Source organism: Candidatus Methanomethylophilus sp. 1R26 (assembly GCF_001481295.1).
Classification (GTDB): Archaea; Thermoplasmatota; Thermoplasmata; order Methanomassiliicoccales; family Methanomethylophilaceae; genus Methanomethylophilus.
In genome coordinates, this window is the sequence record NZ_LOPS01000001.1 from 49,005 (window position 1) to 70,949 (window position 21,945).

Annotated in this window: 22 protein-coding genes, 1 tRNA gene and 2 pseudogenes; 12 read left to right on the forward strand and 13 right to left on the reverse strand. The window is 61.8% G+C overall.

The window, feature by feature from the left end; all coding sequences use genetic code 11:
• Positions 1 to 30 precede the first annotated feature (30 nt).
• Positions 31 to 1,284, forward strand: a complete 1,254-nt coding sequence (locus AUQ37_RS00265) for a DUF5591 domain-containing protein (protein WP_201013579.1) — start codon at positions 31 to 33, stop codon at positions 1,282 to 1,284.
• Entirely contained in the window at positions 1,272 to 1,736 is a 465-nt protein-coding gene (locus tag AUQ37_RS10325) for a PUA domain-containing protein (RefSeq protein WP_201013580.1), read from the forward strand. The genes AUQ37_RS00265 and AUQ37_RS10325 overlap by 13 nt, the downstream gene beginning before the upstream one ends.
• A 310-nt stretch (positions 1,737 to 2,046) precedes the next feature.
• Here the strand turns inward: AUQ37_RS10325 and AUQ37_RS00270 are convergent, their stop codons facing one another.
• The 3 genes from AUQ37_RS00270 to AUQ37_RS00280 form a co-directional block, all read right to left on the reverse strand.
• Positions 2,047 to 2,928: a DUF368 domain-containing protein gene (locus tag AUQ37_RS00270; protein ID WP_058746926.1), complete on the reverse strand. Its 882-nt coding sequence runs from the start codon at positions 2,926 to 2,928 to the stop codon at positions 2,047 to 2,049.
• Positions 2,929 to 3,309: 381 nt separating this feature from the next.
• Positions 3,310 to 5,157 carry a VWA domain-containing protein gene (locus AUQ37_RS00275; RefSeq protein ID WP_058746927.1) on the reverse strand — a complete coding sequence of 616 codons (1,848 nt, stop codon included), beginning with the start codon at positions 5,155 to 5,157 and terminating at the stop codon, positions 3,310 to 3,312.
• 40 nt (positions 5,158 to 5,197) lie between these two features.
• Positions 5,198 to 6,232 carry an ATP-binding protein gene (locus AUQ37_RS00280; protein ID WP_058746928.1) on the reverse strand — a complete coding sequence of 345 codons (1,035 nt, stop codon included), beginning with the start codon at positions 6,230 to 6,232 and terminating at the stop codon, positions 5,198 to 5,200.
• A 169-nt stretch (positions 6,233 to 6,401) separates the two neighbouring features.
• On the opposite strand from AUQ37_RS00280, the gene AUQ37_RS09815 reads away from it, so the two are divergent.
• From AUQ37_RS09815 to AUQ37_RS00300, 6 genes are all read left to right on the forward strand, one after another.
• Positions 6,402 to 6,548, forward strand: a complete 147-nt coding sequence (locus AUQ37_RS09815; protein ID WP_157844220.1) for a hypothetical protein — start codon at positions 6,402 to 6,404, stop codon at positions 6,546 to 6,548.
• 247 nt (positions 6,549 to 6,795) lie between these two features.
• The gene (locus tag AUQ37_RS10330) at positions 6,796 to 7,851 is read left to right on the forward strand and encodes an energy-coupling factor ABC transporter permease (RefSeq protein WP_201013581.1); all 1,056 of its coding nucleotides are present in this window, start codon (positions 6,796 to 6,798) and stop codon (positions 7,849 to 7,851) included.
• Positions 7,833 to 8,678, forward strand: coding sequence for an energy-coupling factor transporter transmembrane protein EcfT (locus AUQ37_RS00290; protein ID WP_058746929.1), 846 nt, complete (start codon positions 7,833 to 7,835; stop codon positions 8,676 to 8,678). The genes AUQ37_RS10330 and AUQ37_RS00290 overlap by 19 nt, the downstream gene beginning before the upstream one ends.
• Positions 8,675 to 9,298, forward strand: coding sequence for an energy-coupling factor ABC transporter ATP-binding protein (locus AUQ37_RS10335; protein ID WP_201013582.1), 624 nt, complete (start codon positions 8,675 to 8,677; stop codon positions 9,296 to 9,298). Before AUQ37_RS00290 ends, AUQ37_RS10335 begins: the two co-directional genes overlap by 4 nt.
• An 18-nt stretch (positions 9,299 to 9,316) precedes the next feature.
• Positions 9,317 to 9,826 carry a hypothetical protein gene (locus AUQ37_RS10340; RefSeq protein ID WP_201013583.1) on the forward strand — a complete coding sequence of 170 codons (510 nt, stop codon included), beginning with the start codon at positions 9,317 to 9,319 and terminating at the stop codon, positions 9,824 to 9,826.
• On the forward strand, positions 9,823 to 11,016 hold the full coding sequence (locus AUQ37_RS00300) for an energy-coupling factor ABC transporter ATP-binding protein (RefSeq protein WP_058746930.1): 1,194 nt from the start codon (positions 9,823 to 9,825) through the stop codon (positions 11,014 to 11,016). Before AUQ37_RS10340 ends, AUQ37_RS00300 begins: the two co-directional genes overlap by 4 nt.
• Positions 11,017 to 11,090: 74 nt before the next feature.
• Here AUQ37_RS00300 and AUQ37_RS00305 read toward each other — a convergent pair.
• Together AUQ37_RS00305 and AUQ37_RS00310 are read right to left on the reverse strand one after the other, a co-directional pair.
• Positions 11,091 to 11,163, reverse strand: a tRNA-Gly gene (locus AUQ37_RS00305).
• A 133-nt stretch (positions 11,164 to 11,296) separates the two neighbouring features.
• Positions 11,297 to 11,962, reverse strand: a complete 666-nt coding sequence (locus AUQ37_RS00310) for an MIP/aquaporin family protein (protein WP_201013584.1) — start codon at positions 11,960 to 11,962, stop codon at positions 11,297 to 11,299.
• Between the two features lie 278 nt (positions 11,963 to 12,240).
• Here AUQ37_RS00310 and AUQ37_RS00315 point away from each other — a divergent pair, with 278 nt between their 5' ends.
• From AUQ37_RS00315 to AUQ37_RS00325, 3 genes are read left to right on the forward strand one after another with little or no spacing between them, the layout of a single operon-like run.
• Positions 12,241 to 14,904 carry a tetratricopeptide repeat protein gene (locus AUQ37_RS00315; protein ID WP_058746931.1) on the forward strand — a complete coding sequence of 888 codons (2,664 nt, stop codon included), beginning with the start codon at positions 12,241 to 12,243 and terminating at the stop codon, positions 14,902 to 14,904.
• A 44-nt stretch (positions 14,905 to 14,948) separates the two neighbouring features.
• The gene (locus tag AUQ37_RS00320; protein ID WP_058746932.1) at positions 14,949 to 15,515 is read left to right on the forward strand and encodes a tetratricopeptide repeat protein; all 567 of its coding nucleotides are present in this window, start codon (positions 14,949 to 14,951) and stop codon (positions 15,513 to 15,515) included.
• Between the two features lie 53 nt (positions 15,516 to 15,568).
• Complete coding sequence (locus AUQ37_RS00325; protein WP_058746933.1) at positions 15,569 to 15,856, forward strand: hypothetical protein; 288 nt, start codon at positions 15,569 to 15,571, stop codon at positions 15,854 to 15,856.
• Between the two features lie 52 nt (positions 15,857 to 15,908).
• Here the strand turns inward: AUQ37_RS00325 and truD are convergent.
• The 5 genes and pseudogenes from truD to AUQ37_RS13270 form a co-directional block, all read right to left on the reverse strand.
• A pseudogene (gene truD / locus AUQ37_RS00330) lies at positions 15,909 to 17,217 on the reverse strand (tRNA pseudouridine(13) synthase TruD).
• A 2-nt stretch (positions 17,218 to 17,219) separates the two neighbouring features.
• Positions 17,220 to 17,480 (reverse strand): RpoL/Rpb11 RNA polymerase subunit family protein, encoded by a 261-nt coding sequence (locus AUQ37_RS00335; RefSeq protein ID WP_058746934.1) that lies wholly within the window; start codon positions 17,478 to 17,480, stop codon positions 17,220 to 17,222.
• 35 nt (positions 17,481 to 17,515) lie between these two features.
• Positions 17,516 to 19,345 (reverse strand): ATP-dependent DNA ligase, encoded by a 1,830-nt coding sequence (locus AUQ37_RS00340; RefSeq protein WP_058746935.1) that lies wholly within the window; start codon positions 19,343 to 19,345, stop codon positions 17,516 to 17,518.
• 47 nt (positions 19,346 to 19,392) lie between these two features.
• Entirely contained in the window at positions 19,393 to 19,890 is a 498-nt protein-coding gene (locus AUQ37_RS10345; protein ID WP_201013585.1) for a helicase-related protein, read from the reverse strand.
• A 121-nt stretch (positions 19,891 to 20,011) separates the two neighbouring features.
• Positions 20,012 to 20,182: pseudogene (locus AUQ37_RS13270) on the reverse strand (ATP-dependent RNA helicase); the annotation flags it as partial.
• On the opposite strand from AUQ37_RS13270, the gene AUQ37_RS10350 reads away from it, so the two are divergent.
• A complete protein-coding gene (locus tag AUQ37_RS10350) occupies positions 20,181 to 20,324 on the forward strand; it encodes a hypothetical protein (RefSeq protein ID WP_201013586.1) in 144 nt (47 codons plus the stop codon). The pseudogene AUQ37_RS13270 and the gene AUQ37_RS10350 overlap by 2 nt on opposite strands.
• 24 nt (positions 20,325 to 20,348) lie before the next feature.
• On the opposite strand, the gene AUQ37_RS10355 is transcribed toward AUQ37_RS10350, so the two are convergent.
• The 3 genes from AUQ37_RS10355 to AUQ37_RS00355 form a co-directional block, all read right to left on the reverse strand.
• Positions 20,349 to 20,915, reverse strand: coding sequence for a DEAD/DEAH box helicase (locus tag AUQ37_RS10355; protein WP_201013587.1), 567 nt, complete (start codon positions 20,913 to 20,915; stop codon positions 20,349 to 20,351).
• A 91-nt stretch (positions 20,916 to 21,006) separates the two neighbouring features.
• Positions 21,007 to 21,339 (reverse strand): iron-sulfur cluster assembly accessory protein, encoded by a 333-nt coding sequence (locus AUQ37_RS00350; protein ID WP_058746936.1) that lies wholly within the window; start codon positions 21,337 to 21,339, stop codon positions 21,007 to 21,009.
• 63 nt (positions 21,340 to 21,402) lie between these two features.
• Positions 21,403 to 21,786 carry a carboxymuconolactone decarboxylase family protein gene (locus AUQ37_RS00355; RefSeq protein WP_058746937.1) on the reverse strand — a complete coding sequence of 128 codons (384 nt, stop codon included), beginning with the start codon at positions 21,784 to 21,786 and terminating at the stop codon, positions 21,403 to 21,405.
• Positions 21,787 to 21,945: the final 159 nt, after the last annotated feature.

The following is a 21,945-nucleotide window of genomic DNA, read 5'->3' on the forward strand; positions in this document are numbered from 1 at the left end:
TTCTTATAAATGCGAGCGATAGCACAGCGTATGTTGGATGTCATCTGCAGGTCCCAGAGGGGCAGGGCCTGCGATTACGGCAGGGAGGGCGCGGCCCTCAGGACGCCCCTCCTGCTGAAGACCGGAGCAGAGGGCGGCACCGGCGTGGAGACGGACGGGAAGGGCCGCACGGTGCGCATCCTGGGCGCAGAGATCTCCGTAGACCCGAAATGCAAGACCTCTGCGAACTCTGGTGTCTCGGCGGAGGCTCGGACCAAGGACGGCATCTCCGTCCTGAGGTTCCCGCTGCGGGGCGACGAGGTCCTCCCGGAAGATTCCGAGATTCTCATCATCCCCAACGGATTCGATTTGAAGGAGGATTTCCGTGCCCTCTGCGACCAGGTTATGAAAGCGCGCAATGTGGCCGGCTTCGGCCGCCTGCTCGGCATCCTGGGCCTCGCCGAGCCCGCAGACCTGGCGCTCCTCGTCTACATGGGCGTCGATATCGTCGATGACGGCTGGTGCAGGGCGGCCGGGTCATGCGGCATGAAACTCATACCGGAAGGCAGGATCGAGGGCAAGGGGGACTTCTCGGAGGAGAACGTCCGTGCCATGGAGGAGGAGCTTTCCAAGGTCAGGGCGTTCCTCGGAGCCGGCAGGCTCAGGGAGCTCGTCGACCAGAGGTCGTTCTCCTCCCCGGTGGAGGTGGCTGCTCTCCGTGTCTTCGACGCCGACGGCTACGCCTACCAGGAGGAGTGCTTCCCCACGGTCGGGACCAGGTTCTCCTGCAACACCGTCCAGTCCCTGAGGAGGCCGGACATCGTCAGGTACGAGAGGATGATGGCCGAGCGCTACGTCCCGCCCGAGCACAAGAGGATACTGCTCCTGCTCCCGTGCTCCGCGAAGAAACCGTACCACACCTCGAAGACCCACAAACTCTTCGCATCGGCGATCCACACCGCCCCGCACGACACCCTGGTCCACGAGGTCATAGTCACCTCCCCGCTGGGCGCGGTGCCGAGGGAGCTCGATGCCATGTGCCCGGCGAACTCCTATGACATCCCGGTCACCGGCGAGTGGAAGCCGGAGGAGAAGGAGAGGATACGCCGGATGCTGAAGGACCTGATTTCCAAAGGGCATTACGAGAAGGTCGTCTGCCACCTCGGCGAGGACAGGGAGCTGGTGGAAGGGCTGTTCGGCGATACCGAGGTCATCGACACCGTCGTCGGGGACCCAGTGTCCCCCAAGTCCCTGGAGAACCTTGACAAGCGCTCAGGTCCGCGGCCGCTGACATGGAGCCTGTAGATTACATGATCGACAGGAAGGAGACCATACGCTCCGCGCTCGGGTTCCAGTTCGGGAGGGACGTTGCCGATGCCATAATGGACGGCAGCACCTACGGCGTCGGAAGGTTCCCCTATTGGAAGATCTTCAGGGACATGCCGAACGGCGGAGGCAGGATCCAGCTGGGCATGATGTCTCCGGAGAGGGGGATGTTCTCCCTCACGATGGACGGAGCGCGCATCCTGGCCGGTATGGGCAGGAACACCGTTCAGATCCAGGACTTCCCTCTGAAGGGCAGCCTTTTCGCCGTCGGAGTGGAGAAGGCCGACCCGTCGCTGCGCATCGGCGATGAAGCAGTCATCGTCTGCAACGGGGATGTCCGCGGGGTCGGGGTCGCTGCCATGTGCGGGCGCGAGATGGAGCAGCTGAAGCGCGGGATCGCTGTGAAGACCCGCCACAAGCTGGAGGGCTGAACGGCCCGGTCTGTCAGAATCGGTCAGAATCGGCGACCCCTCCCGATTCCGCTTATATACACCGCATGCGTGAAGAGGTATAGAGGAAAAGGGAGCGGTTCCCCATACCTGCTCTTTCCCTCGGCCCGCACAAAATTCCATCCATCCTATCCCTAAATATCCCGTGCGGGCCATTCTTTTTCTCTGCGGACATCCGGGCATGATGCTCGGACCGTTCCGCCAGAGCTGTTCATTGTGCTCCGATGAGACGTCGGAATGCACCGAATGAGATGCCGTCGGCATCCTGCTGCCGATTCATGAGTCCCAGATATCAGATCTTATCCGGATCCGGGTCGGGCATGTTCATATTCTGGAGGTCGCCCTTCCTGAGGAACCAGATGCTGACAGCGAGCCCGATGATTAACGCCCCGGCCCCTCCGACTGCATGGATCCATCCGTCGATGTCGGCGATCGTGGAGAAAGCGACGGTCACGAGCGATCCAGCCGTGAGGCCGAAGATGAGGCATCCGGTGAGGCGGTGGTGCTTGGTAAGGGCGTACTGCACGACCTTCGAGAATCCCAGCACCCCGATGATGGCTCCGAGCGCCAGGGGCAGCAGGAGGACTGCGTCCATGTTGCTGATGCTGTCGGTGAAGGCGGTGAAGAGGCCGAACACGACCAGGACGGTAGAGTGGCTGATGCCGGGCATGAGCGCCGAGACTGCCACTACGAGCCCCACCGCGAACATGATCGCCATATCTGCCGCGGAATGGCCCAGCTCGGTGTCTCTGCCGTTCCCTATGAGGTCGGCGGCCAGCATGGAGCCCATGATGATGAAGCCGACGGCGGTCGCGATCCATTCGCCGCGGCCGAACCCGCCTTTATCGGGCTCGGTCATCTTCCAGACAGCTGGCAGCTGCCCGGCGATGAGGCCGGCGAACAGGAACAGGGATTCCGTGGGGTAGCGGTCCATAGCGCCGCTGAGGATCTTGGCGGCGATGAAGGTCCCGATAAGGACCCCGGCCACCAGGTAGAGGATGAACCAGAAATCCTTCTTCAGGTACACGCGCAGAAGGGCCAGGTCGCGGACGATGCGCTCATAGATGCCGAAGCATACGCAGATGACCGCGCCGCTGATGCCGGGGAGCATGGCCGTGATGCCGACCAGTATCCCGACCACGATCTCCTTGAATCCGCGGAAACGTTCTGCCATTGCGCCTTGTCATCCGGTCTTTTTATATAAACGAGTGAGGTCGCAGAGCAATTCGTCTCTATATGGGTATAAATGGAACGTATATCAACTCTCATCAGTGCCAGACATCTTCAGTGCTTCGCATCGTAATGCCGTCCGGCACTGAGTCCTCTTTGCGGGACAGAGGCCTGCGATACGGTATCGGGATCGGCGTTCGATTAATTCGGGACAGCAATAAAGGATCTCAGCGATGAAGAAGAAAAGCATCTTCCGACTTGTTTCAAAGAAGCTCTGAAACGAGTGTATCCGGAAACGAATCCCGGGCCTGCTGAAGTCCGAATGAAGCGAGGCCGCGGCCAGGCCTAAGTTTGGGGCCGGGGGCAGATCCCGGGAGTATCCCGATCAGTCCCAGATGTCCACGGTGTCCTCTTTCTTCTCCAGGTCGTCCAGGAGGAAGAATCTTCCGCGAAGGGCCCTGGCGAGGTCCTTCGGAGCATCGTTCTTGGTGAACCCGAGTCCGGTGTCGATGACGATCCAGTCGGCGTTGGGGATGCGGATCTGCTCCGCGATCTCGATGCTCTCCTTGATGGGGTCCTTGGAGGAGTCGAGGGCCAGCGTGGACTTCCCGTCGGTTATGAGGACTATATGGCACCTCTCGTCGCTGTGCTTGATGGTGTACGGCATCATGTACTCGTACACCTTGACCAGCGCTTCCGAGAGCGGGGTCCCCTGCCCGACGGCGATGTTGTTGATGATCGGCTCCAGCTGCTCGATGGCCCTGGTCGGAGCGAGGACGAGCTCGATCTGCTCCTCGTTGAAGGTCATCAGCCCGACGCGGTCCCTCTTGACGTAATGGGTCTCCAGCATCGAGATGATGGACGCTTTGACCTTGGACATCCTATTGCGGATGATCAGCGATCCGCTGGTGTCCAGCAGGAACAGGAAGGTGGACGAGACCTGCTTCTGCCTCACCTTCTCCCTGAGGTCCTGCTTCTCCAGCTTCACGCCGGGCGTCGGGTCGGCCTCGTGCCTGCTCTTCTGGTACGGCGCGGCGGCGCGGACGGTGGCGTCGAAGGCGATGTCGGTGCAGGTGCCTCTCGGGATCCTGGACTTGATGTACTTGCCGTTCCTGTCCTCGGTCTCTACATACTTCCTCTTGGCGGCATCGTCGCCGGCGCGGAACCCCTCGGAATCCTCGGCCTCCAGGAGATCGATGGCCTCGAAGGTCTCGCCGACCTCGGACACCACATCCTCCAGGTCCTCGGATTTCATGAACCCGACGTCCACGCTGGTCTTGGAGACGGCCTCGGACTGCTCGTTCATCTTCTTGACGATCTTGGCCTCCTCGGTCTCCCCCTTCTCGTCCTTGATGAACCTGCGGATGCCGCCGAGCGGGTTGTAGCCGGTCTCGAGCGGATTGTACTCCTTCTTCTCCTTCTTCTTCGGCTTCACGGTGCGGCGGTGGCCCAGGCAGAGCACGGCCGCGCGGGCGGTGTCCTTCTTGCTGACCATTCTCCTGCCGTCGAGCGCGCAGAGGGCGGCAGCGGCGTAGGCGGTGGAGAGGGCGCCCCGGCAGCCTTTGACGCCGAGTGCGGTGCATATGCGCGCGATGCTGCGCATCTGGGTCTTCGGGATGCGCACCTCGGGGAGCCGGCGCCTCGCCTCGGCGACCTCTTTCGAGATCTTCTCGTCATCGCCGGCGAACAGCTCTTCCAGCTTGCTGTCCCCGTCCCCGAGGCCGAGAGCGCGGCGTATTATCTCCTCCGCCCTGCTCTCATCCTTCTGCCTGCGCATGGAGACGCTGATGTCGAACATGTCGAGGACGTGCCTGTCCAGGTACCTCCTGGTGGAGTTCATGCTCGCGAGGAGCTTCGTCCGGCAGCCGTACTCGGCCGAGATATTCTCCCTCTCGACACGGACCCGCCCGGAATGCACCGAGTCCAGCATCTGGATCAGCAGGCTGGTGTCGAAGAGGTCGGCGTCGTCCATGTAGACATAGTTCCCGTCGGCGCGGTTCAGGAGGCTCTCGGCCATCTCGACCCTGCCGGTGGCGATGGCTGCCTCCATGTCGATGGCTCCGAAGATCTGCTCCCCGGTGGCGTTCAGGGGGACGTTGACTACCTTCTTCCCCGGGTCGATGCAGGGGACCGAGCGGGCGATGGCCGTCTTCCCGGTGCCGGAGAGCCCCCTGATGAGGACCGCCTTTATGCCGGGGCTGACGGCCGCGCAGAGGACAGCGGTCTTCGCCATCTCATTGCCGACAATGGCCGAGAAGGGGAACGCGCCGGCGTCACATCGAGGCCAGGCATTTGCGTACCCCGGCCTCGTCGAACCCGGACTTGTCGAAGGCCCTCTTCTTTACCCTGTGGGCGAGCACGAGCGCCGCAACGGCCTCCATGTCCTCCTTGGCGATCTTATCCCTGCCTTCGAGGGCGGCGTTGGCCCTGGCGGCGCGGATGAGCGTGATGTCCGCCCTGTGCCCTTCCATGTTGTAGTTCATCGAGATCTTGGCTGCCATGCGGACAGCATCATCGTCGGCCGGGATTTTCTTCACAAGTTTCCTGGCATCCTCGATCTTCCGGGTGAGTTTCTCCAGCTCGTCCTTCTCTGCGGCAACGTATGCCTCGGGATCGGCATCGAACGCGATCCTGCGCTTGATGACCTCCATCCTGGTCTCGATGCTGTCCTCGGCCTCCACTTCAACGGAGAGCCCGAACCTGTCAAGCAGCTGAGGTCTCAGGTTGCCCTCTTCGGGGTTCATCGTTCCGACGAGAACGAACCTCGCCGGGTGGGAGAAGGAGACCCCCTCCCTCTCCACGTAGTTCACGCCCATGGCCGCGGAGTCCAGGAGCAGGTCGATGATATGGTCGTCGAGAAGGTTGATCTCATCGACATAGAGTATGTTGCCGTTGGCGCTCGCGAGGATGCCGGGCTCGAACTTCTTCTTCCCGGTCTTCAGGATGTACTCGATGTCAAGGGTCCCGGACACCCTGTCCTCGGTGGCGTTCAGGGGCAGCTCGACGACCTTCATGGGGACGTTCACGGTCTCGAGCTTCTCGCCGGCGGCGATCCTCGCCTTGCAGTCGGCGCACAGCCTCTTGGGGAAGCGGGGGTCGCAGCGGTAAGCGCACCCTTTGACGGCGGGCCTGGAGGGCAGGAACTGCTCCATGGACCTCACCGCAGTGGACTTCGCGGTCCCTTTCTCCCCTTTGATCAGCACTCCGCCGATCGTGGGGTCGATGACGTTCAGAAGGAGCGCCCTCTTCATTTTCTCCTGCTTTACGATCTTCGTGAACGGGAACAGCGTTGCTTCGGTTTCTTCCATTTTGACATTCTCCGCCGCGCCTGCAGGGGCGCATCTGCATCGATGAACTATCCAACAGTATATACCATATCCGTTAACTAGACGCTTGGCCCGCAGCCGCCGGAGGCCCGCGCACGCCGATATCCGTATTAACGCCGTGCAGATGCATGCTCTCAGGAGAAGGTTGAGCATGAACACGCAGAACAGCAATGATGCACCGGTTCAGAAGATGGACAAGGCTGAGAGGAAAGAGATGAAGGCCAGGAACAAGGCCGCCAAGCTCGACAAGGCCTCGAAGAGCCTCTACAAGAACAAGACGTTCGTCAACAAGCACTGAGATGCCGCACGGCACGTGGCCCCTGCATTCTGTCGGGCCCGTGTCCGTTCGGGCAGGCGGGAGCCCCGTCTGCCCGGTCCTTTAAACTTCTGACATTTTCCAGGTCTTCTTCGATAATGTATAAGTAATCGGGTCCGTCATTACTCCACAGCATTGGCTAATAAATCCAATCTATGACTGGGGCCGCCGGCCGGTCCTGTGTCCGCGCAGTCAGGGCGCGGGAACAGGAGGTAAATGTCTGCACATAATGGAAGGTTACCTCCCGCTGGAATGGTGCATCATCTGGTATCTCGTGATGATCCCGTTCGTGGCGCTGGGGTTCAGGAAGATCGTCGGGATCGTGCGCTCGCATCCGGAGCAGAGGATGCTGGTGGCCCTTTCGGGGGCGTTCATATTCCTGCTCTCATCGCTTAAGCTGCCGTCCGTCACCGGATCGAGCTCCCATCCGACCGGAACAGGGCTCTCCGTCGTCCTTTACGGAGTGTTTGTTTGTTCTTCGCTCTCTATGATCGTCCTGATATTCCAGGCCCTGCTCCTCGCCCACGGAGGGATAACCACCCTGGGCGCGAACTGCGTCTCCATGGGCATCATCGGGCCGGCCGCCGGCCTCCTGGCATGGAGGCTGCTCAGAGGGCTCCGCGTCAGAGTCGTTCCCTCGATGTTCGCGGCGGCGTTCTTCGCAGACCTCACGACATATGTGGTCACAGCGGTGCAGCTGACCATCTGCTACCACAGCAGCGGATGGGGGGAGGCGTTCGCCGACTTCATGACCACGTACGCAGTGACCCAGATCCCCCTTTCCTTCGTCGAGGGCATACTGTTCGCCATGTTCGCGAAGTACCTGCTCATCACGCGCCCCGACATATTCGGCCAGGACAAGCCGGACAAGCCGGTCAACTGGAAGGCGTATGCGGCCGGGTTCGCGGTCATCGCCGTCGCTCTGGTGGCGATCCTCGCCTACGGAGATTCCCAGGGCATGGACTTCGGCGGGTCCGACGATGCCGGTTCCGGCGATATCGCAGACAACAACGGCGGCAGCTACGAACCGTGGACCTCCGGTATCTGGGGCGATTATGAGCTTCCCGGCGAGACGGAATCGATGCTCTTCGCCCTGCAGGCGGCCATCGGCGCCCTGATCATCGGCTACTTCATCGGGATACAGCACGCCAAGAAGAAATCCTCCGTGCCTCCTCCCGGTCCGGCCGTTACGGATTCCGACCGCAGCGAGAAGAAGGACGAAGAGGAGATCCTCGAGAGGATCTACGAGTTCCGAGGCGGGGCAGGATGGCGCGCGGGCTTATAAGCGACCAGGTGGAGATGGACGAGCTGGCATACAGCTCGCGCATGGCCGACTGGTCCCCCCTCGGGAAGCTCCTCTTCACCGTTCTCCTGCTGATAACCGGGCTCCTGACCCAGAGCATAGCCGTCCCGATGGCCGCGTTCTGCATCGGCCTGGGCCTGATGGCCTACTCCACCAATATGAAGCTCCCGCCGGTGATAGCGCTGGCCATCGCCGAGGCGGTGCTCATAATGGTCATCGGCTGCGGGATGATCTCCATCCTCGGGGACAAGTCCCAGCCTGCCCTGATGGAAGGGAAGCTGCTGTGGTTCGACATGTACATGACCGAGGACAGCTTCAACCAGGCCTGGCTGGTCTTCTTCAGGGCGATAGCCGGCGTGACTCTCATGCTGGCCTTCGCCAGCTCCACGCCGATACCCCATCTGACGCAGGCATGCAGGAAACTGCATCTTCCCAGGGAGATTATCGAGATCGTGGTGCTGATCTACCGCTACGCCTTCCTCCTGCTGGAGAGGATGCTGGTGCTCATCAAGGCCGCCCAATGCCGCCTCGGGTACAACGGGGGCCTGCGCACGATCAGAGCATATGCTGGGGCCATGGTGGGGACGTTCCTGTTCTCCATGGAGATAGCCGAGAAATCGGACGCCGCCCTGGCGAGCAGGAACTACCTGGGAGTGTTCCCGGTCTACCGTCGCCCCAAGGGGATCTCGGCCGCCTGGGTCATCGCATCGCTGGCATGCGCGGCCTGCCTCTGGTGCTTCGGAGAGTACGCAGTCGACTGGAACGGGATGGCGGAGCTCTTCTCGCCGCTCTTCGGGTGGGGCCTGTGAGTGGCAGCGTGTTCAGGCTGGAAGGCGTGTCCTACAGCTACGGCAGCTCCGGCCGCAAGGCGCTCGACAGCGTCACTCTCGATATAGAGGAAGGGTCCCGCACCGCGATCCTGGGGGCCAACGGGTCCGGGAAGTCCACCATGTTCTACTCCATGGACGGCGTGTACAGGCCGTCGGAGGGGCAGGTGCTCCACCGCGGGAAGCCGATATCATACACGGTCCCGGGGCTCACATGCCTGCGCGCGGACGTTTCCGTGGTCCTGCAGAACCCGGACGAGCAGATGTTCTCCTCCACAGTGGAGGACGATGTCGCCTTCGGGGCTGTGAACACCGGCGCCACCAGGAAGGACATCGACAGGAGGATCGACGGGGCGCTGCGCCTGGTCCGCATGACGGAGTACCGCCGCACTCCTCTGCACCAGCTTTCCGGAGGGCAGAGGAAGAGGGTATCGATCGCCGGCGCCCTCGCTGTCCGTCCGCGGGTGCTGATAATGGACGAGCCCACCGCCGGGCTGGACCCGCAGGCGTACATGGAGGTCATGGAGCTCGCAGAAAGGCTCCGCCTGATGGGAGTCACCTTGATAATCTCCACCCACGACGTGGACCTGGCATATTCATAGGCGGACAAGGTTCATGTGATGAACGCCGGGAAGCATGTCTACGAGGGCAGTTCCGAAGGGTTCTACAGGGACCCGGCTGCCGTCCGCGCCTGCGGGCTGTTCAGGCCGGCGGTCTACGAGATGAACGATGCCCTGTCAAGGATGTCCGGGTCCGCCCCGGACCCATACCCGAGGACGGTCGGGGAATATCTGGCCAAATTCGGGGGCTCGGGAAAGGCCGGCACCGTATATTGCGTGAGCTGCCCGTCTGACGGGGAGGGCGTGGCCGAGAGGTACGCCGAAGAGGTAAGCAGGGCGGGGGAGGATTCCCGCCGCGGGATAACCGGCATGGATTCCAGGGATGCAGTGTCTGCCGCCCGCCTGAAGGCTGACTTCTATTTCGGCGGGATAGACTCGTGCCTCGCCGAGGCCGTCCTCGGCAGGGATTCCGTGCTGATATTCGATAAGGTCTACGCTCCGCTTGTAAAGGAGAGGGCGGAGAGGATCAGGAGCTTCGGCTCCGATGTGGAGCTGGAGGGGGACATATGACGGACACGCCGATAATGGAGCTCAGGGACGTCGCCTTCAGCTACGGCCGCGGTAAAGGGAAGGCGCTGGACGGCCTCAGCCTGAAGGTCCGCAGGGGGTCCAGGACAGCGGTCATCGGGGCGAACGGCGCCGGGAAGTCCACGATGTTCTGGAACATGAACGGGATCTACCGTCCCGATTCGGGCGAGGTGCTGTATGATGGCATCCCGCTGAAATACGGCCGCCGTGCGCTCACCAGGCTCCGTTCCGACGTAGCGGTCCTCTTCCAGAACCCCGATGAGATGCTCTTCCGCCCCATCGTGGGGCAGGATGTTGCCTTCGGCCCGGAGAACATGAAGCTTCCGAAGAGAGAGGTGGAGTCGCGCGTTTCCGAGGCCCTCCGTATGGTCGGCATGGAGGAGTACCGCGACAGTCCCGTCATGAAGCTCTCCTACGGCCAGAGGAAGAGGGTCGCCATCGCAGGCATCATCGCGATGATGCCCCGCCTTCTGATCATGGACGAGCCCACCGCCGGCCTGGACCCGCAGATGGCCTCCGAGGTCATGGAGATAGCCAGGCAGCTGAACGAAGAGGGCGTGACCGTGGTGATGGCGTCTCATGACACCGATCTGATCTATTCATGGGCGCAGGAGATCCATGTCATGAGGCACGGGAAGTGCGTTTACTCGGGGGACCCGGACGGTTTCTTCTCGGACGGGACCGCTGTGTACCTGGCGGGGCTGATGCCTCCGCGCATATTCCTGATGAACAGGGGGCTCTGCGAGCTGCGCGGGAAGGACCCCGCGCCCTATCCGAGGACCTATGCCCAGCTGATCTGCAAGACAGCGGAGCGCGGGGGTAACGCCGGGAAGGTAAGCATCCTGCCCGTTTCCAACGGCTGCGATGTCCTCGATGTGAAGGAATCCCTCTCCGCAGCGGGGCTGCTGGATGTTCCCAAAGGGGTCTGCGGCAGAAGTGCCAGATGCGCCGAGGGACTCCTGACCAGGGCACGCATAGACTATGTATGCGGAGCAGCGGAGGCCTCCATGGCCAGGGCGATGGAGGGCACCGACACGGCGCTCATCTGCGATCCTGCGATGGTGGACTCCGTGCTGTCGTCGCTTGAGTTCTCCGAGCGCTGCGGATGGGGGACGATACCCCATGAGGTCCTTCCCGAGTGCGTGCACAGGGACAGAGGAACCGGGAACTGACTGATCCGGGACATCAACGCATGCTTTTCGAAAGCGTCTCCGCCGAATCAGGAGCAGGACAAGAACTGGATGAGTGCATTCGTCGGGATTCGAACCCGAGTAGCAAGCTTGGAAGGCTTGAATCCTAACCAACTAGATTACGAATGCGCTTAGAAGTCGGATATTTTGAATCCGTATATAACACTTTTCGACAGATGCTGAAGTCCAGCCAGAACGGGACGGGCTGGAATGAAAATCAAGGGTTAGGGGACGGGTCTCCCCCGTCCCCGGGGTTTACTGCTCAGGCTTCCTGCATAGGGTCGCAGAGGACGTACTTCCAGACGGCCCAGGCGATCGCAGCGCCGATGAGGGGCGCGATGATGAACACCCAGACGTCTCCGGCATTGCCGACATCGGCGATGGCGTCGACGATAGCGGGGCCGATGGACCTGGCGGGGTTGACGGAGGTTCCGGTCAGGTTGATCCCGATGAAGTGGACCATGGTCAGGGTGAGGCCGATGAAGAGTCCGGCGTACTTGTCCATGCCGTTCTTGGCGGTGGCCGCCAGGGCGACGAGGACGAAGACGAAGGTCAGGACGACCTCGATCAGGATGGAGTATGCGACGTCGTCATGGACGAGGTGGTTGGACCCGACGCTGGTGAGATCGTCGAGAGCACAGTCGTTCATTCCCATGGCGAACAGGGCGACGACGAAGGCACCGATGATGGCGCCGATGACCTGGAAGATGAAGTAGAACACGAACTCGGTCCAGGTGATCCTCTTGTCGAGGGCCATGCCGAGCGAGACAGCGGGGTTGAGGTGGCAGCCCGAGATCTGTCCGACAGTAACCGACATGACGACTACAGACAGACCGAAAGCGAAGGCAGTGGCCACGAGATCGCCGGTCAGGACAGCGGTCCCGACACCGGCGAGCACGAGGACGAAAGTGCCGACCAGCTCAGCCATGTATTTCCTTATTTCAATTGCATCCATTTTATGCCCCCTCTGCCTGAGCAGAGAGTATCCTGCCAACCTCTCAGACCATATTAACGCTTTTTCATCGTACGGATACTGGAAATCACTCTCTCTAATATCTGGCACATTATGTAAGCCCGAGACTTCCATGCCGGCGTAAAATAACGCTCCCGCCTGCTGGCACATCATAAACGGATGCGTCCGCACTCTCAGCGGACCTTTTCCCATACCTACAAATATTAATTATAAGGCAAACCTTAGCCCCAGGCATGAACGGAAGGCCGGTCTTCGGCAATAAGACCGAGACCGAGGAATGGGAAGCCGTCCAGAGGATCGACCGTGCTAAGGACAAGGTCAAAGCCCTGTCCGACATCATCGTCAAGATCACCCTCTCGGACGGGCCGGTGCACTCAGCCATTCTCACAGATGTCATCAACAGGGTTGCGGAGCACAATGACGTCGATGACTGGGAGAACATTCTGAAAGACATGGTGGCCAAGAAGCGCCCGCAGGACACCCGTCCGGTGCTGGCGGCGGCCGAATACTGCGTCAAGATGGGCAGGGCGGACCTTGCCAAGGAATATCTGGATACAGTCAAGGAGACCTCGGACGTGCCCATGGCCTGCGTGGCGTGGGCGAAGTACCTGGACCTCATCGGGGACGCCAAGGGCGCCGTAAGGCAGCTCTACACTGCGATATCCAGCGACCCCTGCTGCAGGGAAGCGTACCTGATGCTCGAGAAGCTCGACCCGGAGAACGACTGGGAAGACCTGATGGCCTGCGAGTGCATATGGGCGAAGGAGCCGTTCGACGAGCCCCCGGAGAAGAACACTCCCGAGCACGATCTTTACGGGATATACCGCGAGTGGTTCGTGGACGGCGGGGAGAAGGCAACCCATGCCCAGACCCTGCTCACCAACCACAAGCTGTTCAACGAGGGCGAGAGCATGTTCCTCACCGTCCGCGCCAGAATGGCAGTGTCCGAGCGCGACTGGACCGTCGCCGAGAAGATGTACAGCGCCGCCACCGCCGGCAGGCGCGTCGGCCCTGCCATGCTCTGCGAGATCGCCGAGATGTACGCCGCCCAGGGCGATTACGGGAAGGCCCTCTCCAAATACCGCGATGCCGAGGCCAGCGATCCCGGGTCGGCCAGGGTGGCCATGGGCCTCATTGACTCCTACACCGGTCTCGGGAAGGTCAACGAGGCCGTAGAGGTCACCAAGGAGTTCCTGCCCTCCGAGACCTCCGGGTACGATGCCTATCTGCACGTGGCAGATATCCTGCTGAAGAAAGGGTACCTTGACGAGGCGTACTCCAACGCCGAGAGCGTGTTCACCACATATCCCAACGACTGCAGGACATCAGTTCTCCTCTCGAGGATATCCATGGCCCGCGGCGACACTGTGTCCGCCAGGAACCAGGCCAAGGATGCTGTCCATGCCGATCCCAAGGACCCGGAGGCCCTCGCCCACATGTCGAAGGTCTGCCTGGCCGGAGGGGACATAAAATCGGCCGTCAAGTACGGCAGGAAGGCCGTCAAGTACGGCCCATCCAATGTCAATGCCCACATCTCGCTGATGGAGGCGTACCGCCAGTCCGGTGACAGCGGCAAGACCATCTCGGAGTGCCAGGCGGTCCTGGCGCTCGACGGGAGCAACACTGAGGCGTCAGACACCCTGGCGAGCCTTCAGTTCGAGGCGTCTCAGCGCACCCGCACCGAAGACCTCTCGTCCAAGATCGAAGGCGAGGATGCGTTCGTCCAGAAGCTCAGCGACCTGATCGCCGCCGGGGATTACGACGAGGCGCTCACCCTATGCTCGACCCATGAGTCCCAGTTCGGGGGCCTCGCCATCGTCCGCAGGCTCAGGGGCAACGCTGAGTACGCGCTCGGGCAGTACGCCAAGGCGTCCGCGTCATATGCGAGCGCCGTCGCCGTCCAGCAGGATGCCGAGACCTGGTATTCCAAAGGTATGGCCGACGAGGCCCTCGGGGACCTGGAATCGGCCGAGTCGTCCTATGACAGGGCGATCATGATGGATATCAAGAACGACAAGTACTGGATATCCAAAGGCTGCGTCCAGGAGAAGAAGGGAGACCGCGCCGAGGCCGTCAAGTCCTTCAACCGCGCCATCGAGTTGAACCCTGTGTCCTCGTACGCCCTGGCGAGGAAGGCGGCCATATTTGCCGAGGAAGGCCGTTACGAGGATGCGCTGCACTATCTGTCCATGGCGGGCATGGTGGAGCCCAACAACGATGCCATCTACGCCCTGCGCATGAAGATCTGCCTGAAGGCCAGCAGGTACCGCGAGGTCATCGACATCGGCACCAAGCTCCTCAGGAGCAAGAGCGAGCCCGACGACACCATCGTGTACTGCATCGTGCAGGCGTACATCGGCTCCGGCGATACTTCCGGAGCTGAGAAGGTCCTGGAGAAGCCGCTCAGGAACAACCCCGAGTCGGAGATCCTCATGCGCGCATCGAGGGACCTCTATGTCGCCATGAGCAGGAACGATGAGATCATCCAGGTCTGCCGCGCGCTCCTCAGGGTGGCGCCGCATGATAGGGTGACCAAGAAGGACCTCGCAGACGCTCTCTTCCGCACCGGGAAGGGGGAGGAGGCGGCGTCCATCTACGCATCTCTCAGCGAGTCCGCCTCGTCCGAGAAGATCGATGACGCCGGTTCCATGAAGGACCCGGAGGCCAACATGGCGGTCGCCAGGTCGCTGATGGAGGCGAGGGACTACGTCGGGGCCGGGAAGATGGCCGACCGTGCGCTCAACGCGGACCCCAACAACACCGACTACATCCTCTTCAGGGCCTCGCTGTACCGCGTCAGCGACAGTGCCAGGATAGCAGAGGCATACCTCTCGCAGAACATCCAGAGGACCCTGCGGCCGCCCCGCTGTACGTTTACGCAGGCGACCTGCGCGTAGAGGAAGAGGATTACGAGGGGGCCATCGAGGCCTACAACAAAGCGATGGAGAAGGGGATCAAATCCGCTTCCCTGTACGATAAGCTCGGAGCAGTCCAGAAGACCATGGGCAGGACCGATGCCGCCATGCAGAGCTATGAGGCGGCCCTCAGGCTCGACCCGAAGGACGATTCCGCCGGGAAGGAGCTCGCGAAGCTGCAGATCTCCAAGAAGATGTACGACAAGGCGCTCATGACGATAGACAACGCCCTCGCCGTCCACCCCAGCTCAGACGGGTTCGCCATCAAGGCGGCCGCCTGCCGCGGGCTGAAGGACCGTGAAGGCGTGAAGGACGCCTACTCCAAGTTCATCGCCTATCCCAACCCGGCCGAGGAGGACGTCAGGGCGGTCATCGCCGCGCTGAACAGCGTCAATCTCAGGTCCGAGGCGGACAGCATGAAGGACGGCATCTCGCAGGAGGCCGTCAAGGAGACCCACCTAGTCCCGCAGAGCGTCATGAGGACCGCGGAGCGCATCATGCGCCGCGCCTACATGATGGGGCTGGCCATCGACGACCAGGATGTCCTCGACGCCATCGATAACGAAGAGAGCGAGGCCGCGGTGGCTATCTGAAGAACATCCCTGAGTACGGCGAGGTCGTCTACGGGGCCGCCGGCTACGAGAGGATGGAGGCCCTGTCCCGCAACGCGCTGGTCAGGTCCAAGGCCGAGAAGATGTCCGACATCACCGTCGAGAAGGCCTACATGGCCGGCGGCGCGAGGGATGCGGAGGAGGCCAAGCTCCTGGTAGCCTACATCCGCAGCTGCCCCGAGTCCAAGCTCCCCAGGGAGATGCCCGACGAGTATGCCTCGATCGTACCGAGCGTGACCAAGAAGGACACGCCGGAGCAGGTCATGAGGGACATGGGCGTCGGCTACTTCGGCGCGAGGATAATCCTCTCGGCCGTGGAATGAGGGAGCCTCTCCCCGGCCTTTCTTCTCCGGCCGGGGAGCTCTCCTGATGATCTCAATAATCCGTTATCTCGGATTTCATGAACTCGCGCATGAGGCATGTCGCGTAGTTCCCTTTGGGCAGGAAGAACTTCAGGGAGTAAGAGTTCCCGGAGACCTCGTAGGAAAGGTTCCTGACTGGGCAGAGGATCTCCCTCCTGCCGCCTTCCGAGCTGCAGTGCGGCAGACCGGGTATGATGAAGTTGTCGGGCTCGAGGCCCTGTTCCTCCACCACTTTCCTCTCGATCTCACCCATCTCGCCGTCCGCGAACTCGCTTGCCGAGCCGAAAAGGCACCCGGTGACGAACGCTTTGCCGAGCCTGATCTGCCTGTCCACCAGGTCGATGTTGGCATCCGTGGCCTTCACAGTCCTCTCGTGCATCGGTATGCCGTCGGAATCCAGCGGGATGACGATATCCCCGACGCAGGTCTGTTGATGGGCATGCCGGCGGCGATGCGCCTGCTGAGCATGATGTTGAACAGGTACGACTGGTACGCATGGACGAACATCATCTGCAGGTTCACGGGCATCTCCGCGATGGCGCCGACCCAATCGCCCGGGCGGTCCACCATGTGCATGACCATGGTATTCTCGAAGCTCATGGCCTCGGGGATCTCCCCGACCAGCGGCGCCCAGTCATCGGCGGCCGCGAGCTTCTCCCTCATGCCGAAGGCGGAATCGTCCTTGGATGCGTTCGTCGCCGGGTCGCAGACGTAGCATCTGACCGCTCCCTCGATGTCCCCGCGGACGAGATGCTCGCCGACGAGGTGCGTTATGGGCCTGACGATGCCGAACCTCTGCACCCCGTAATAGTTCGGGAAGCCTCCGACAGCGCCTATCTCCGCCGCGACGCTGCCCACGGCATCCCCGATCTCCGCTTCCGGCATATCGCAGCCGGTCACCCTGATTTCGAAATCATTCCCGGAGAGGTCTCCGAGCTTCAGCCCGTGATTGGAGGTGTATACATCGGAGATCTCGATGTCCTTGAGGGAAATCCTGTCCAGAAGCTCCGGGGGGCCCAGGATGGACATCAGCTGGGTGGTGACGGCGCGCTTGTCCTTGGTGCCGGCGAAGCTATCCTGTCGCGGGATATGCCGAGCTGGCGGGACATCAGGCGGATCATGCGGTTGGTCTCCCAGTTGCGGGCCCTCACTGTGGCTATGGTAAAGCGTCCGTTGCCGGCAGGCTCCGGCTTGGAAGAGACCTCCGTGACGATGAAATCCTCGGGGGCGGCCTTGATGCGGCCGCCGGTGCCCGCGCCGCCCGTGAGGTAGTAGAGTATGCCGACATCCGCTTCGGCGGTGCGGCATTCCCTGAAGGACATGTTCACTCTTCGATCTTGCTGAAATAGGCCGCGACCGCCTCGGCCGCCCTCTTCAGGGCCGCTTCGGGAGTGCCGGAGGAGACCTTGATCTCGAGGTAGGGGTCGTCAAGGTCGGGGTGGTCCTCGATGTACCTGCTGTAAACGACGTCCTTGTCGGCGTTGAGCTCCTGGATCAGGGGCTCCACAAGGGTTGTGCTTGAATCTTTGAGCCCGATCCTGAGGGTCTTGCCCTCGTCGGACCTGGTCACAACGTACATCTGCATATTTGGTCCATCGCGCGTATTGTTATAAAGGTTTGTCACTCGTCCGCGGGGCCGTCCTCCGATGCCCTCTCGGCCTCTTCCACGCTCTCCACGTCCCTCTCGTCCTGCATCTCGTAGAATTCGACGATCTCGGCGGCGGTGGTGCACTGCTCGGGGGTCTTGTCGTCCCTCACCCTGCCGGTGAACCTGGGGAACCTGAGCCCCAGCCCCGCGCCTTCCTTGACCGCGCCGCAGGCGATGGTGTGGATGGGGCTGATGCTGATGTCCGCCGCCGTCACCTCGAGGACCAGGCCGGGGACGAACCACACGTCCGGGACCATCTCGGCGTCCACCGATGACGGTTTCTTATCAGTCTTGTACTTCTCCAGCATCCCCGGCAGGGCCGCCAGGAACGCATCGTCGAACCCTGTGCCCAGCTTGCAGGCGGTGCCCCACCTTCCGGTGTCTGGGTCATATGCCGCCATCAGCAGGGCGCCGTAGACTCCGGCGCGTTTGCCCATGCCGTAGAACGCGCCCACGACGGTGAGGTCGAAGCTGTCGACGAGGGCCTGGGTGTAATCCTTCTTGTACTTGATCCAGAGGAACCCCCTGGAGCCGGCGCGGTACACGGAGTCCTGGCCCAGGGACTTGGCCATGATCCCCTCGCATTTCGACCCGATGGCGGTATCGAAGAACTTCCGGGCCTCCTCCTCGGACCCGATGACCGCCCTCTCCGAATATCCAAGGCGGTCGTACCCTTCATTCTCCGACTCCGAGAACGAGGACTCGAGCAGCATCCTCCTGTAAGGGTACGGCTTGAGGGTCAGGTCCTCTCCGTCGCGGTAGAGCATATCGAACATGAATATGCGCACGGGGACATCCTCGACTGCCTTGGACATGCCGTGCTTCTTCCTCCTGTGGGTCACGTTCTGGAACGGGAGCAGGCTGTCTTCGGCGGGATCGTAGGCAACGCACTCGCCCTCGATTATGGCCTCCTTCCCCCTCAGCTGGGCGGCGAGCGCCTCCCCGATGTCCGGGAAGTTGGACGTCAGGTCCTCCAGCCGGCGGGAGTAGAGCTTCACGAAGCCGTCCGGGCCCTTCCTGATGTGGGCCTGCACGCGGATGCCGTCGTACTTGTACTCGAAGGCGCACTTCCCGCCCATCCTCGCCATGATGTCAGGGAGGGACCTGAGCCTTTCAGCGAGCATAACCTTCACCGGGCTCCCGACGGCCACTTTTATGGCGCGGACGCCGTCCATCCCATTCTCCGCGAGGGTCTCGGCCACCAGGCCCATGTCGCAGGTGATGTTGAACGCTCTCTCGATGTCCGGGCGGTCGTCCTTCGATGCGAACGCCTGTGACAGCGCGTCCATGACGGTCATGGTGCCTGCGCCCACCCTCATCCTGCCGGTGACTATCCTGCAGAGGTAGCGGGCCTCCAGCGGGCCGGAGTCCGACAGCATCCTGGAGAGTATCTTTGTCTTCCGGTCCTGGGAGTCCTTCCCGGAGGCAGATTCTATCTTCAGCAGGGAATCGACCACCCCCTCGAAGGTCAGCGGCTCGGAGAACAGCGTCATCTGCTTCTTGCTCTGGGTCAGGACCTCGGCGACCTCTCCAGGGTCCCCGGTCTTCACCCACATGTCCTCGACCTCGGAGAGGCTCCTCCCCGAGACCGTGGAGATCGCCCTCAGGACCAGCTTGTCCGCCATGCCGAGCTCCAGGGGGACGAAGTCCGGGTGCAGCCTGCCCACGGACAGGTAGATCGTCTGCCTGATGTACTTCGGGTCGATCCCCGAGAAGTACTCTGCCAGTATATCCGTCATCTCCAGTCTGCTCGATGTCGATTCGAGCCTGTCGAACATCTCCGCAAGTTCGCTGAAAAGCATGTTTCTCTCCCATCCTCAGTCTTGATATTCCGATCTGCGCCGGGACGTCAGAAGTACGTCTGGCCCGAACCCACCCTCGGCCCCTTGGACAGGGACCTGCTGAGGGACTCCAGCCTCTGGCGCATCATCTCCTCCTTCTTCTTGCTGGCCTTCTCGACGGCCTCGTCCATCGTGTCCTTGGCCACCAGCACATAGACCTCGCCGTCGCTCTTCCTTCCGGTCCTCCCGCGCCTCTGTATGGTGCGTATCTCCGAGGACACCGGCTCGTAGAATATCACGGCATTGGTGCTGGCTATGTCGAGCCCCTCCTCGCCGACGGAGGTGGAGACCACCACATTGAAGTCGCCGCGGCGGAAGCGGTCCAGCATCTCGATCTGCTCGCTCTGCCTCAGGCCGCCGTTGGCCTGCCCGATGAGCTTGGCGACCCTCGCCCCGTTCACCAGGGCGAGCTTCTCGCTCAGGATATCGCATGTCTCCCTGTACTGCGCGAAGACCAGTACCCTGGGGCTCTCGCCCGAGGAGATGACGCGCGACACCAGGCCCATCACCTGGGAGATCTTCGGGTGCCGACGTTGCTGCTCTCTGCCATGTGCAGGCGTGCAGGTATCCTTTGTCGGCGGTCAGCTCGCGGTCGGCCTTGGACGCTCCGGGCGCCTCGGCGTCGGCGTTCACCTTGGACAGGAACTTCCTGAGCTGGGGGATCCCCTGCGTCTCCGCGAGCTCGATGGCGTAGAGGAGCTTGATGCAGACCGAGGTTAGGACCAGGCCGCGGAAGACGGTGTAGGTCTTCTCGCCCCTGCCCAGGCGCATCTGGAGGGACGATTGGATCGAGAGCATGTGCTTCTTGGACGCCGGCCATCCGGGATCGGTGAGCTTGAGGGCCACCAGGTCCCCGAAGTATCCGTCGAGGACCTTCTTCAGCTCGGCTGAGATGTCCGTGATCTCATGCGGCAGGGTGACCTCGATCCTGTTCACGTAGGTGTCATGCACGTACGGGGAGACGTCAGGGTCGTCCTCGGTGCGCATCTCTATCCTCTCCAGGCCCAGGTTCCTGCAGACCTCCTCGATCCTGGAGGCATCGCTCCCGGGGGGAGGCGGTCATGCCGAGGGTGCGGCAGCCGGTCGGGATGTAGCGGGCGACGTTCACGTAATCGTAATTGCCGGTGGCGCGGTGGGCCTCGTCGAATATGACCATGCCGAACCCGGACAGGTCGTAGACCCCGTTGTCGAGGTCGTTGGAGACAGATTGGGGGGTGGAGACCGTGAACCTGCTTCCGGCGATGACAGCGGCCCTCTTCGGCGGGCGCATCTGCCCGTTGAGCATCCCCACGGAGATGCCGTCCAGCATCGATGAGAAGTACTCGCTGTGCTGGTCCACTAGCGGCTTGGTGGGCGCCAGCATGAGCACCTTCTTCCCTTCCGAGAGCACCCTGGCCGCCGCCAGCAGGGCGACTGCGGTCTTCCCCAGGCCCGTTGGGAGGATGACGAGGGTGTTCTGCCTGAGGCATTCCGCGGCGATCTCCGACTGGTAGCGCCTGTCCTCCAGTCTGCCTTCGGCAATGCCCGGCATGCGGACATACTGCATATACCCAGGTTATCGGCGGTTTATTAATAATGATTATCGGGCCGGCCCCGCCGGGGGCGCGGCCCGGTGAACAGTTTCAGTAGGAACCGCATCCGCCGCCGCAGGAGGCGCAGCCGTTGAAGTTGGGGTTGCGGATCGAGAGGCCGGTGCCGAAGTTCGGGTCGTCGACGAACTCGATGACGCACTCGTCGAGGGCCTTGGCGGTCTCATCGTCGTAGAACATGTCGAAGCTCTTCGCGGTCTTGTCGACCTGCTCCCCCTCGGAGGGCTTCTCCTGGAAGGACATCCCGAACTGCGGGCCGGAGCATGCGTACCCGGAGAGGTATACCTTGATACCCCATCCGGTCTTCTGGTTCTTCTCGAGGAGCTCGTCGATGAACTTCTCCGCTTCAGGGGTTATTGTAACCATGTTCTATGATTAGTCAGGACTGCTATAAAAATGTTAGGTGGTACCTAAATCAGCTCCTGCGATTCATTCCACATCCATGCCGTAAGCGTCCGCGAAGACACGGAAAGCGTACGACTGGCTCCTGGTCATGCACATGTAACCGGCTATCTCGAGGGCCTCGAGGATCTCATCCTTGGTGGCGCCGAGGGCGGCCGCGTTCCTGATGTGCTCCTTCATGCAGTACTGCCCTCCGAGGGCGGCGGCCGCGGCGAGCGCAACCAATTCCCTGGTTTTCTTGTCCAGGCTTCCCTCGCCCTCGAACAGCTTCATGCTCAGTTCGGCGTTGGGGACGAACAGGTCCGGGCGTTCCGAAAGGACCCGGTTCACTACCGGGACTTTCCCGCGCATGCTCTCAATCGCGTTCAGGATTTCATCGGCCCTCTGCCTGAGTTTCTCTTCGTTCTCCATGCCTGATGATGGGGGAGCATGAAATCATTCTTTTCCCTGCGATGGATGCCTTATCCAATTTGGATTGATAATTTATACCGTACAGGGGATACTTCGGCAGGGAAATCGAATGCTGAAGACCACCAAGATTTTCATCGGCATCATCGTCGTCGCCGCGGT

Excerpts from the sequence above, each read along its gene's own strand:
- AUQ37_RS00320 (WP_058746932.1), top strand. The coding sequence starts at position 14,949 with ATGGAGAAGGGGATCAAATCCGCTTCCCTGTACGATAAGCTCGGAGCA.
- AUQ37_RS00275 (WP_058746927.1), bottom strand. The coding sequence starts at position 5,157 with ATGGCGAAGACCGCTGTCCTCTGCGCGGCCGTCAGCCCCGGCATAAAG.
- AUQ37_RS10355 (WP_201013587.1), bottom strand. The coding sequence starts at position 20,915 with ATGCCGGGCATTGCCGAAGGCAGACTGGAGGACAGGCGCTACCAGTCG.
- AUQ37_RS00315 (WP_058746931.1), top strand. The coding sequence starts at position 12,241 with ATGAACGGAAGGCCGGTCTTCGGCAATAAGACCGAGACCGAGGAATGG.
- AUQ37_RS10340 (WP_201013583.1), top strand. The coding sequence starts at position 9,317 with ATGAACGCCGGGAAGCATGTCTACGAGGGCAGTTCCGAAGGGTTCTAC.
- AUQ37_RS00300 (WP_058746930.1), top strand. The coding sequence starts at position 9,823 with ATGACGGACACGCCGATAATGGAGCTCAGGGACGTCGCCTTCAGCTAC.
- AUQ37_RS00350 (WP_058746936.1), bottom strand. The coding sequence starts at position 21,339 with ATGGTTACAATAACCCCTGAAGCGGAGAAGTTCATCGACGAGCTCCTC.
- AUQ37_RS10330 (WP_201013581.1), top strand. The coding sequence starts at position 6,796 with ATGGAAGGTTACCTCCCGCTGGAATGGTGCATCATCTGGTATCTCGTG.
- AUQ37_RS00270 (WP_058746926.1), bottom strand. The coding sequence starts at position 2,928 with ATGGCAGAACGTTTCCGCGGATTCAAGGAGATCGTGGTCGGGATACTG.
- AUQ37_RS00265 (WP_201013579.1), top strand. The coding sequence starts at position 31 with ATGTTGGATGTCATCTGCAGGTCCCAGAGGGGCAGGGCCTGCGATTAC.
- AUQ37_RS00280 (WP_058746928.1), bottom strand. The coding sequence starts at position 6,232 with ATGGAAGAAACCGAAGCAACGCTGTTCCCGTTCACGAAGATCGTAAAG.
- AUQ37_RS10350 (WP_201013586.1), top strand. The coding sequence starts at position 20,181 with ATGTGCTTCTTGGACGCCGGCCATCCGGGATCGGTGAGCTTGAGGGCC.
- AUQ37_RS09815 (WP_157844220.1), top strand. The coding sequence starts at position 6,402 with ATGAACACGCAGAACAGCAATGATGCACCGGTTCAGAAGATGGACAAG.
- AUQ37_RS00340 (WP_058746935.1), bottom strand. The coding sequence starts at position 19,345 with ATGCTTTTCAGCGAACTTGCGGAGATGTTCGACAGGCTCGAATCGACA.
- AUQ37_RS00325 (WP_058746933.1), top strand. The coding sequence starts at position 15,569 with ATGGAGGCCCTGTCCCGCAACGCGCTGGTCAGGTCCAAGGCCGAGAAG.
- AUQ37_RS10345 (WP_201013585.1), bottom strand. The coding sequence starts at position 19,890 with ATGGGCCTGGTGTCGCGCGTCATCTCCTCGGGCGAGAGCCCCAGGGTA.
- AUQ37_RS00335 (WP_058746934.1), bottom strand. The coding sequence starts at position 17,480 with ATGCAGATGTACGTTGTGACCAGGTCCGACGAGGGCAAGACCCTCAGG.
- AUQ37_RS10325 (WP_201013580.1), top strand. The coding sequence starts at position 1,272 with ATGGAGCCTGTAGATTACATGATCGACAGGAAGGAGACCATACGCTCC.
- AUQ37_RS00310 (WP_201013584.1), bottom strand. The coding sequence starts at position 11,962 with ATGGCTGAGCTGGTCGGCACTTTCGTCCTCGTGCTCGCCGGTGTCGGG.
- AUQ37_RS00290 (WP_058746929.1), top strand. The coding sequence starts at position 7,833 with ATGGCGCGCGGGCTTATAAGCGACCAGGTGGAGATGGACGAGCTGGCA.
- AUQ37_RS00355 (WP_058746937.1), bottom strand. The coding sequence starts at position 21,786 with ATGGAGAACGAAGAGAAACTCAGGCAGAGGGCCGATGAAATCCTGAAC.